This is a genomic window from Leminorella grimontii ATCC 33999 = DSM 5078 (assembly GCF_000439085.1).
GTDB classification, from domain to species: domain Bacteria; phylum Pseudomonadota; class Gammaproteobacteria; order Enterobacterales; family Enterobacteriaceae; genus Leminorella; species Leminorella grimontii.
In genome coordinates, this window is record NZ_AUUA01000024.1 from 21,781 (window position 1) to 33,061 (window position 11,281).

9 protein-coding genes are annotated in these 11,281 nt (G+C 53.7%); 3 read left to right on the plus strand and 6 right to left on the minus strand.

From position 1 onward, the window contains the following. From G544_RS0117270 to G544_RS0117295, 6 genes are all read right to left on the minus strand, one after another. Positions 1–486, minus strand: a complete 486-nt coding sequence (locus G544_RS0117270; RefSeq protein ID WP_027275753.1) for a HyaD/HybD family hydrogenase maturation endopeptidase — start codon at positions 484–486, stop codon at positions 1–3. After that, the gene (gene hybC, locus G544_RS0117275) at positions 486–2,189 is read right to left on the minus strand and encodes a hydrogenase 2 large subunit (RefSeq protein ID WP_027275754.1); all 1,704 of its coding nucleotides are present in this window, start codon (positions 2,187–2,189) and stop codon (positions 486–488) included. The genes G544_RS0117270 and hybC overlap by 1 nt, the downstream gene beginning before the upstream one ends. Beyond that, the gene (gene hybB, locus G544_RS0117280) at positions 2,186–3,364 is read right to left on the minus strand and encodes a Ni/Fe-hydrogenase cytochrome b subunit (protein ID WP_027275755.1); all 1,179 of its coding nucleotides are present in this window, start codon (positions 3,362–3,364) and stop codon (positions 2,186–2,188) included. Before hybB ends, hybC begins: the two co-directional genes overlap by 4 nt. Beyond that, positions 3,354–4,337, minus strand: a complete 984-nt coding sequence (gene hybA, locus G544_RS0117285; RefSeq protein ID WP_027275756.1) for a hydrogenase 2 operon protein HybA — start codon at positions 4,335–4,337, stop codon at positions 3,354–3,356. The genes hybB and hybA overlap by 11 nt, the downstream gene beginning before the upstream one ends. A 2-nt stretch (positions 4,338–4,339) precedes the next feature. Then, positions 4,340–5,458, minus strand: coding sequence for a hydrogenase 2 small subunit (hybO, locus tag G544_RS0117290; protein ID WP_027275757.1), 1,119 nt, complete (start codon positions 5,456–5,458; stop codon positions 4,340–4,342). A gap of 386 nt (positions 5,459–5,844) precedes the next feature. Continuing rightward, a complete protein-coding gene (locus tag G544_RS0117295) occupies positions 5,845–6,894 on the minus strand; it encodes a LacI family DNA-binding transcriptional regulator (RefSeq protein WP_027275758.1) in 1,050 nt (349 codons plus the stop codon). A gap of 323 nt (positions 6,895–7,217) precedes the next feature. On the opposite strand from G544_RS0117295, the gene purB reads away from it, so the two are divergent. The 3 genes from purB to G544_RS0117310 all read left to right on the plus strand — a co-directional run. Continuing rightward, positions 7,218–8,570, plus strand: coding sequence for an adenylosuccinate lyase (purB, locus tag G544_RS0117300; protein WP_027275759.1), 1,353 nt, complete (start codon positions 7,218–7,220; stop codon positions 8,568–8,570). A gap of 177 nt (positions 8,571–8,747) precedes the next feature. Next, the gene (locus tag G544_RS0117305) at positions 8,748–10,151 is read left to right on the plus strand and encodes an anion permease (RefSeq protein WP_027275760.1); all 1,404 of its coding nucleotides are present in this window, start codon (positions 8,748–8,750) and stop codon (positions 10,149–10,151) included. Between the two features lie 223 nt (positions 10,152–10,374). Next, positions 10,375–11,281: FAD-binding protein (locus G544_RS0117310; RefSeq protein ID WP_027275761.1), on the plus strand; the 907-nt coding region annotated here is incomplete at its 3' end.

Consider the following 11,281-nt stretch of genomic DNA (forward strand, 5'->3'; position numbering starts at 1 on the left):
TTACTGCTCCTTGGGTATCGCTTCCACGCCGGACTCACGTAAAGCGGCGAGCACTTCCTGCAGGGCAGGTTCAACCATCGCTTCAATCGTCGCCGTCATGCCAATATGCGGCTCAAGAGACTCAGGGATCACGCCGACAAGCGTCAGCTTACGGGGGAATTCCCCCGTAAAGCGGAGGGCCGACAGAACGTCGGCCAGGCCTAACTGATGCGGTGAGATCTTATTAGTAAAAAGCGTCGGAACTTCTTCGTCGCGTAGGATCATAATCGTTCCCGGCGTACGCTTCTTGGAAACCACGGCATCGGCAATGATCAGGTGATCCCGGTCAGCCATCACTTCCAACAGTTCCATTCCGGCGGTACCGCCGTCAAGAACTTCCACGTATTCCGGCAGGTCGTAGCGCTGCTCAAGCGCCTCAACGATACGAACCCCAATCGCTTCGTCGGTCAACAGCACGTTGCCGACGCCTAATACTAATATCCGCATTAAAGAACCTTAACTGTAACTACATCGTTGCCATCAGCATCAACTACGTGCACCGCACAAGCCATGCAAGGGTCGAAGGAGTGAATGGTACGAACCACTTCCAGCGGCTTCGCCGGATCGGCGATCGGCGTTCCAATCAGCGACTGCTCGTACGGCCCGATTTCACCGTTCGCGTTACGCGGAGCGGAGTTCCAGGTCGTCGGTACAACCGCCTGATAGTTGGCAATCTTGCCGCCCTTAATGACCATCCAGTGAGACAGCATACCGCGCGGAGCCTCCAGGAAGCCAACGCCTTTGTACTCAACGTTAGGATCGATGTTCGGCTTAACAAAGGTCACGTGATCGCCGGTACCGATGTTGGTGATAAGCGCATTGAACTGATCCTGCAGCACTTGCTGCAGCTCACAGGCGTGAACGGTACGGCCAACGACGCGGCCCAGCGTAGAGTGAAGGTCGTCAATGCCGATAGTCTTACCGGTTAGTTTAGTATACAGCGCGCCGATTTCCTCAAGCTTGGTCTTGGTCGCTTCGTGACCCGCGGCCAGCTTACACAGCATGTTGGCCAAAGGACCCACTTCAACGGCCTTACCGTAGAATGTCGGAGACTTAACCCAGGAGTATTTGCCGTCAGCGTCCCAACCGGTGTAGTTAGGAATCGTGGTGCCTTCCCACGGCGCCTGCGGCTCTTCGTCCTTATACCATGCGTGCTTAGCGCTCTCTTCGATGCCCTTGATCAGGTACTCATCGGACTGAGAGTCGATGCGGCGGAACGTAGACAGATCGCTGTTGGTGATATAACCGCCCGGGAACAGGAAGCTGCCGTTTTTGCGATCGGTCGGGAATTCCGGCGTGCTCAGGTAGTTTACCGAGCCCTTGCCCAGCGCCAGCCACTCAGGATAGAAGGCGGCGATAACGGCGGTATCCACTTTGTACACCTGTTCAACGAAGTCGCTTAAGCGATCGATGAAGGACTTGATGTACATCAGGCGCTCAAGGTTCAGCGTGCCCAGGCCGTCCAGGTTAATCGGGTTGGCAACGCCGCCAACGGCCAGGTTCTGGATGTGCGGAGTTTTGCCGCCCAGCAGAGCTACAACGCGGTTAGCGTCACGCTGGCATTCCAACGCCTGCAGGTAGTGCGCTACTGCTATCAGGTTCACTTCAGGCGGCAGCTTCATCGCCGGGTGACCCCAGTAGCCGTTGGCGAAAATGCCAAGCTGACCGCTGGCGACCAGGCTCTTAATCTTGTTCTGCACCTTGGTGAACTCTTCGGCGCTGTTTTGGTGCCAGCTAGACACGCCCTTCAGCAGCGCTTCCGCTTTGGCCGGATCGGCCTTCAGCGCAGAAGTAATGTCCACCCAGTCCAGCGCGGACAGCTGATAGAAGTGAACGATGTGGTCGTGCGTAGTGTGCGCGGCCAGAATGATGTTACGGATGTACTGCGCGTTAAGCGGCACGTCGATTTTCAGTGCGCTTTCAGCGGCGCGAACGGAAGCCAGCGCGTGGGTCGTCGTACATACGCCGCAAATGCGCTGCACGATCATCCAGGCATCGCGAGGATCCTTATCCTTCACGATCTCTTCCATACCGCGCCACATGGTTGCTGACGCCCAGGCTTTGGAGACAACTCCATTCTCAATTTCGCAGTCAATGCGTAAGTGACCTTCGATACGAGTTACCGGGTCAATAGTGATTCGTTGGCTCATGCTTTACTCGCCTCTTGATGCTTATTAACTTGTTTTTTTAACGGTGGAAGAATCGGCAGTAGACGAATGAGTAAGATATAGGCACATATCTCAATAGCCACAAAGCCAATTGTAATTAACAGCTCTTCCCATCTCGGGAAATAGTGATAACCGCCACCCGGATTGAAGGCAACCAGCGAGTAGGACATACGCCACATCGCACAGCCCAACAGCATACTCAACGCGCCGATAAACAGCATACGAGAGTCGTTGCGCATTTTAGGAATGCGGAACACTACCAGAGGGAACGCCAACAGCAGGATTTCTATCCAGAACATCACAGAGTAGAAATCACCCGCGAACGCGTAGGAAAGCTTATCGTGATAGATAATCTCACCGAAGCGAGCTACCAGGAACAGCAACAGGAAGACGCTGAGCGTTCCGATAAGCTTGTTAAACAGGTGCTTCTCTTCAGGCCCGTTGCCTTTCAGCCCGGCCTGTACCAAGGAACCTTCGAAAATGACGATCGAGAAGCCCATGATAAACGCCGTAAACAGAGAGAACAGCGGCAGCATTTCGTAGCTTTGCCACAGCGGATGCACTTTGTTACCGGCTGCGATCATCAGTGAACCCATTGATGACTGGTGCATGGTCGGTAGCAGCGCGCCCAGCGCGATGATAAAGAACATCACCTTGTTGATACGCTTAAGCGAAACCTTCCACCCCAGGCGCTCAAACAGCGCAGGAGCAAACTCCAGCGCCATCACGCCGATGTAGATGGTCATACACACTGCCGTTTCAAACAGCACCGAGTTCACGTTAAAGTGCCCCGGAATGTAGAAGTACGGCAGGTTCCAGTAACGGCCTACGTCAATGGTGATGGACAGACCGCCCAGCGAGTAGCCGAACAGGCTGGCCAACAGCGCAGGACGAACCAGCGGGTGATATTCGCCTTTATTAAAGACATAGACCGCCCAGGCCAGCGCCCAGCCGCCGCAGGCAAAGCCGGTGCCGATCAAAAGGTCAAAGGCAATCCAGATACCCCAGGGATAGCCGCCGTTCAGGTCGGATACCGAGCCCAGGCCCAAAACCAAACGCTTGACGATGAAGATCAGGCACAGAATAACCAGCGGCCCGAAAATCAAAACAGGTTTGCTGATGAGTTTCCCGCCCAGCGGTTTAGGATCATGACTCATGATCGTCTCCTCCTTCGTGATGGTCGTTCTTGGTGTTGCGACGAACCAGCACGGTCAAGCCCGCTAAAACGGCCAACGGCAACATCATGCCCTTATACACCGTATGTTGGATGTGTTCAGAACGCGCCCCGGTAGAGAGGTCAGCCAGCTCCGGCAAATCCAGGTTCTTGTAAGGAACGCCGGTCAATACCAGAACCTGCGTACCGCCACCTTCATGCTCACCGTACAGGTGCGGATAGTACTTCGGCACCGTATGCAGATAGGGGTCATTTGAATGCACGGTTTGACGCGGATAGTGGTACTCCGAGCCTGGCTTGAGCTCAAGGCGCTTTTTGGCTTCAGCCAGCAGATCTTCGCGAGTGCCGAAAATCACCGCACCGGCAGGGCAGACTTCAACGCAGCCCGGCAGACCGCCTTTGTCCAGGCGCTCAACGCCCTTCTGGTTGCACAGCTCGCACTTGTGCAGTTTGCCAAACGGGTTGTTATAGTCGTACTTCGGTACGTTGTAAGGACAGCCGACCATGCAGTAACGACAGCCGGTACAGACGTCTGCGTCATAGTGAACTATGCCGGTTTTCGGATCCTTTTTCAGCGCGGAAACCGGACATACGGAAACGCAGTTCGGATCGACGCAGTGCATACACTGCTTCTTGATGTAGGCGTAGCCGTCGACTTCCTGATCCTTATGTTCACCGTTACCGCTGCTCCATACCTGAATAATGTTGTTGGTATAAGGAGAGAGCTTGTCGTTATTCGACCACGTTTGCGGCCCTTCCGGATTGCGCGCAGGGAAGTTGATGTCCTGACACTTGGTAACGCAGGCCTGACAGCCTACGCACAGCGTTGAGTCATAGAGCATTCCCAGCGAACCCGGAATCGGCGGGCGGTTTTCCGCTGCAGCAAAGCTGGTGGAAGTACTTCCCGCCAGCAGCGCACCGCCTGATGCGATTTTTAAAAAGTTGCGTCTATTCACGGTTATTCTCCCCGTGAGCCAGCATCATCTTTCTTTTGCTGACGTCCAAGTTCACGAACCGTCATTACGCTCACGCCGGCAACTACCCCGACAACGCCGCCGAGAAGACCGATGGCCGTAGGCGAAATGCTGCCGCCTTCTTTGCTGTTCACGTCTGGCTTGGCATAGCGCGGCGTTGGGTTTTCAACGTTAGCCAACTGGTGGATCCCTTTATGGAAACCTACGCCCTCTTCGTTACAGCCGTAGCACGGATGGCCGATAGCCACTGGCCAAACGCCGCCCACGTCGCAAAACTGCAGCGTTGAACAGTTACCGTAAGTTTCCGGCCCTTTACAGCCTAAGTGATACAGGCACCAGCCTTCGCGATGACCATCATCGCCGAACTCTTTGGCAAAGCGGCCCGCGTCAAAGTGGGGACGACGCTCACAGTGTTCGTGGATCAGGCGGCCATAGGCAAAGGTCGGACGGTTTTTCGCATCAAGCTTGGGCGCTTTACCGAACGTAATGATGTGGGCAACGGTCGCCAGGAAGTTATGCGGGTTAGGCGGACAACCTGGAATATTGATAACGGTTTTGCCCGGCAGAACTTCCTGCAGGCCAACGGCGCCAGTCGGGTTGCTGCCCGCCGCGGCCACGCCGCCCCATGCGGAGCAGGAGCCGATGGCAATGATTGCCGCAGCGCCTTCAGCCGCCTTGCGGATGTGATCGATGATAGGCTCACCGGCAACCATGCAGTAAATACCGTTGTCTTTTAACGGAATAGAACCATCCACAACTAAAACGTACTGGCCTTTGTATTTCTCAATGGCATTGTGCTTATTCTCTTCCACTTGATGACCGAACGCAGCGGACAACACCTCATGGTACTCAAGAGAAATGGTTTCCAGCACCAGGTTCTCAACGGTAGGGTGAGTCGCGCGCAGCAGTGATTCTGTACATCCAGTACACTCCTGCGCCCCGATCCAGATGACCGGCGGGCGTTGCGGGTTACTAACCGATTCCGCAATTTCTGCGGCTGCGTTCGCGCTCAGTCCCATGGTGGCGGCCAACGCGGTACACAGCTTCATAAAATCACGGCGATTAATACCGTGGGAAGGAAGAAGAGCGTTATCTTCTATCATTATAGTTATTCCTTTACGGTGACTAACGACATTGTTCATTCATGAATGAGGATATGGTGGGCAGATGTTAAGTCCGTGTAGCCGACGACTCTTGATAAAGATCAAGAGCTATGGAATAACAGTCTAGTTTTTCATTGATATGTGACTAAAAACGATTCAGCCGCAGAATATTTCAAACAAATACTTAACAACATATCAATAAAAAATAACAACAACCCACAATATATAACCACGGAAATATTATACCGTAGGCCAACATCCCTGATTCTTGATATCGATCAGGAAGCGTCAGAGCGGGAAAAAATAATAAGTAACAAAATATAAATGGATTATAAAATAAGCGGAATATCGTTATTCTATTAAAGAAAAATGTAAGTAAAAAAAACTTATTTTATTTTTGACGAGTCCCTGACGATTAAAGAAACAGGAAGCGTTGTAATAATTCCCATCTCGCTATCGGCGCTTTCCTCTTTTGAGTAAAATTCCATTTGTGACAATAACTTATTAGCCGCACAGGCTCCCATCTTCTGTCTGGGAATCGAAATACTAGATAAGGATACATTTAAACTTTCAAGTAAATCAATATCCGAAAAACCGACAACAGAAATATCTTCCGGTACTCTTAAATTATGGTGATAGCAATAGTTTAGAACGCCCAATGCGGTTTCATCATTAACAACAAATAACGATACAGGTAATTTATAGTTCTTTAGAATTTCCGGCATCATGGCATAGCCATCCTCTGCCCGAAGCTTTTCTACAAAAAAAATGCTGTGCTGTGGATTAAAGTTCTTATCCGCCTTTTTCATCGCATCGCAGTACCCCTGATAGCGATGCTCAATGCCCGACTTCGCTGCGATCGGGCCTGCGATGTGCAGCACCGGGCGATGAGGGATCGACAGCAAATGCTCCGTCGCCATCCTTGCTCCCACGGCGTTATCTGCAACCACGGCGGGAAACAGTTCATCCATCGCATGGCTTATCAGCACCAGAGGGATATTGTAGCGAGACGTGAGCTCCGTCAGGTGGGAGGTCTCCTTAGAGCACGGCAAAATGATAATACCGTCAACGCCCAACTGCGCCAGCTTTCTTACCTGCTCTTGCTCCTTTTCCAAATCATCCCGGGTTTGAGATACCCAGTAGGAGAAGTCGATCCTGTTAGTTACCTCTTCCATGCCGGTAAAAAAGTCGCGGAAAAAGGGGTTGTTAAAGTAGTTAATCACCACGCCAAACGCCCGCGTGTGGCTCCCTCGCAGCGAGCGAGCCCCTGCGTTAGGCACGTAGCCCAGCTCGGCGGCGACGCGCTTTATCTCTTCCCTGCGGGCAGGCGTTAAAGAACCCCGATTATTCAGCGCCATAGAAACCGCCGTAGCGGAAACGCCCACGATTTTGGCAATGTCTTTTACCGTAATGCGACGGCTACGTTTCTCACTCATGGCTGGCTCTGGGTCGTCATAAAAAATGGCAGGCGGCTAGTATACGGTAATCTGCGTATTGCTTCATCCACCGATAGCTACTGCAAAACAAAATATATTGAATTGATTTATATAGATAAAAATGAATAGTTTGTTAAGGGGATCACAAACCCTAATTTTTGTATGGCTTTCTGTTTTTAACAAGTTTAACGTTAAAGTCAACGTAATCAGGAAGAGGTAGAAAAGCCGCTGTCATCACCCTGCGACTTCCTTCCCCACCGCTTCCTGATTATTTTTCCCTCTCAACTTTAACGTTAAACTTAGCGATAACACGGAGAAATATAATGAACTCAACGGTAATCGACAGTCAGGTTTTTGGCCCTCTTTTCAGCACAAAAGAGATGCGCGACATCTTCAGCGATCGCAACCTGGTGCAAAAGTGGCTGGATACCGAAGCCGCACTGGCTAAGGCTGAAGGCGAGCTGGGCATTATCCCCAAAGACGCCATGACCGAAATTTGCAGCAAGGCCAACGCCGACCTGCTGGACATCCCCTCCATCGGCGAATTTTATAAAAGTTCTATTACCATCGTTCCCCTGCTTAAAGCATTTAAAGCCGTGCTTAACAACAACGCCGGCGAATTCGTTCACTGGGGAGCAACCAGTCAGGACATCGTAGACACCGGACTGGTGCTGCAGATTCGCGAAGCTCACGCCGTACTGCTGAAAAAAGTGCGCCAGTGTGAAGAGGCCTGCTACGGGCTGGCGGAAAAATACCGCGACGTGGTGATGGCCGGACGCACACACGTTCAGCACGCGCTGCCCATCACCATGGGATTCAAGGCCGCCGGCTGGGCCGCCGAGTTTGCCCGCCATACCGCTCGCCTGAATGAAATCACGCCGCGCCTGTTCGTCGGTCAGTTCTCCGGCGCCGTTGGCACTCTCGCCTCTCTGGAAACCGAGGGGCTCAAGGTTCAAGAACGCATGATGAAAGAGCTTGGCCTTACCGCACCGGACATCGCCTGGCACTCCTCTCGCGATAATATTGCCGAATTTATCAGCGTACTGGCGCTGGTTGCCGGAACGATCGGCAAAGTAACCCGTGAAGTTCTGACGCTGCAGCGCACCGAAATCGGTGAACTGGAAGAGCCGTTCTTCATGGGTAAGGTAGGAAGCAGCACCATGCCGCACAAGCGCAACCCTCAGGTGTGTGAAAACGTCATCGCCTTAACCCGCAGCGTTCGCGCGTTAGCGCCGCTGGCCGTCGAAGCCATGAACTGTGAAAACGAGCGTGACTGGAGCTGTGAAATCGCCGAATGGGACTTCGTCCAGCGCGCCTGTCATCTGCTGGACGCAGCGCTGGAAAAGAGCGTCGACATTCTGGAGAACCTTATTGTCTATCCGGAAAAAATGGAGAAAAACCTGAGCTGTCTGAAAGGCCTGATGCTGTCCGAGTCCGTCATGATGCACCTTGGCGCCAAGATGGGCCGCCTGACCGCCCATGAAATCGTCTACACCATCTGCATGGACGCTTTCGAAAAAGGCATAGCAATGGAAGACGCGCTGATGGGCCACCCTGAAGTTATGCAGTTCTTCACCAGGGAAGAGATCAAAGACATGCTCAACCCGCATAACTATATCGGGCTTGCGACCACCTTCGTCGATCGCGTGTTAGCCAAACGCCCAAGCGTGAAGTAACCCACCGGGGCCTCGTTCTCACGCACGACGGAGCGGGGTCTCTATATCACTCGCGGGTTGTCGTTACCCGAACCGCCGCAGCGGGAGAAAGGCCTGACGCCTTTCCCCCGGAGATTTGTACATCTTCGCTGTGGCAATAGGCCGGGTCGCGCCCCGCACTGCGGAGGTCTCCGTCATATGTCTAACAATATAATAAAAGGTGCGATCACCGTCCTCATTGGCCTTATCCTCTGGTTTATTCCCGTACCCGAGGGGCTAACGCCTCAGGCGTGGCATCTGTTCGCTCTGATGGTCGCCATTATCATCGGATTTATTCTTCAGCCCGTTCCCGTCGGCGCCGTCGCATTTATCGGCATCACCGCCATTGTCTTAACCGATACGTTAAAGCTCTCTGAAGCGCTGTCAGGCTTCAGTTCCAGCGCCATTTGGCTTATCGTCGCTGCCTTTCTGTTTGCCCGCGGCTTCATTAAAACGGGGCTGGGCCGTCGTATTGCCTATATCATCCTGCGGGCCATCGGCGACAGTACGCTAAAGGTCGGCTACGCGTTGGCGCTCAGTGATCTAATCCTGGCGCCGGCCACTCCCTCCAGCGCAGCCAGAGCGGGAGGCATCATATTCCCCATTGCCCGCAGCCTCTCTTCGGCGCTGGATTCCGAACCGGGTCCGACCAGCCGTAAAGCGGGCGCTTACTTTTTACAGGTGATTTACCAGACGGAAGCCGTCGTCTGCGCCATGTTCCTGACCGCCATGGCGGGCAACCCGATGATCGTGGAACTGGCGGCTAAAACCATCGGCGTTGAAATCACTTGGGGCACCTGGGCGCTGGCCGCCTGCGTGCCGGGGCTTATCGCCTTCATTGTTATCCCTTGGTTGATGTACGTCGTCTATCCACCCGAACTGAAAAAGATCCCGCAGGCCAAAGTCATCGCAAGGGAAGAGCTGGAAAAAATGGGCGCAGTGACGCTGCACGAAAAGATCCTGGCGGTCGTTTTTCTGGTTTCGCTGCTTTTGTGGTGTACGTCGGGATGGAACGGGCTTAACGCGACGACTGTCGCTATGCTCGCCGTTTCTTGCCTGCTGGTGACTCAGGTGCTGACGTGGGAAAACGTCGTTAAGGAAACCGGCGCATGGGATACGCTAATTTGGATGGGCAGCCTGGTTGGGCTCGCAGCACAGCTGTCCACTAAGGGCTTCATTCCCTGGTTTGCCGACGTCGCCAGCCATTCGATGAGCGGCTACTCGTGGATTACGACGCTGTTTTTACTGGTCGTCATCTACATGTATTCCCACTATGCGTTCGCCAGCCTGACTGCGCATATTTCCGCGATGTACGCCGCATTTATCGCCGTAGCCGTCGCGGCGGGAGCGCCTCCTTACCTGGTAGCTTTGGCGCTGGCCTTTACGGCGAACATCTGTTTACCCATCACCCATTACAGCGGCGCACCGGGCCCAATTTACTACGGCGCGGGCTACATCGATCTGCGAACCTGGTGGAAAATAGGCTTTCTGTTTTCCGTTGTTAACCTCGCCATTTGGGTCGGCGTAGGCTCCATCTGGTGGAAAGCGTTGGGACTATGGTAAAAAAATAGCGCCAGTAGAAATCAATAAAATAAATTAAAATAATTAACCTTATGCTTAATATGGTAAATTACACGATATTTTACAGTTTATACGCCAAAAGAGTGACCTGAATGCCATATTAAGCACTTTACCTCGGCTATAATATTCCAGTTCATTATGGTCATTTACATACAAAAATAATTCTTTTATTTAACACTTAAACCGGAACAATTGGAGGAATGCAGTGCAAACCTTTAACGCCGACATCGCTATTATCGGGGCCGGGGGCGGAGGCCTGCGCGCAGCCATCGCCGCCGCCGAAGCCAACCCCAACGCTACCATTGCGCTGATTTCTAAAGTCTATCCCATGCGCAGCCACACCGTCGCTGCCGAAGGCGGCTCCGCTGCCGTCATCCGCGACGACGACAGCTTCGAACTTCACTTCCACGACACCGTCGCCGGCGGTGACTGGCTCTGCGAGCAGGACGTCGTCCAGTACTTCGTCGAGAACAGCCCCCGCGAAATGGTTCAGCTCGAGCAGTGGGGATGCCCCTGGAGCCGCAAGCCCGACGGCGCCGTCAACGTCCGCCGCTTTGGCGGGATGAAGGTCGAGCGTACCTGGTTCGCCGCCGACAAGACCGGCTTCCACATGCTCCATACCCTGTTCCAGACCTCGCTCAAGTACCCCAACATCAAGCGCTTCGACGAGCACTTCGTCCTCGACCTGCTCTCCGATGAAGGCCACGTCCGCGGCCTCGTCGCCATGAACATGATGGAAGGCACCCTGGTGCAAATCCGCGCCAACGCCGTCGTTATGGCCACCGGCGGCGCCGGTCGCGTCTATCGCTACAACACCAACGGCGGTATCGTCACCGGCGACGGCATGGGCATGGCCTTCCGTCACGGCGTCCCGCTACGCGACATGGAGTTCGTTCAGTATCACCCTACCGGCCTGCCCGGCTCCGGTATCCTGATGACCGAAGGCTGCCGCGGCGAAGGCGGCATCATGGTCAACAAGGACGGCTACCGCTACCTGCAGGACTACGGTCTCGGACCTGAAACCCCGCTCGGCCAGCCACAGAACAAGTACATGGAACTCGGCCCCCGCGACAAGGTCTCTCAGGCCTTCTGGCACGAATGGCGCGCCGGTC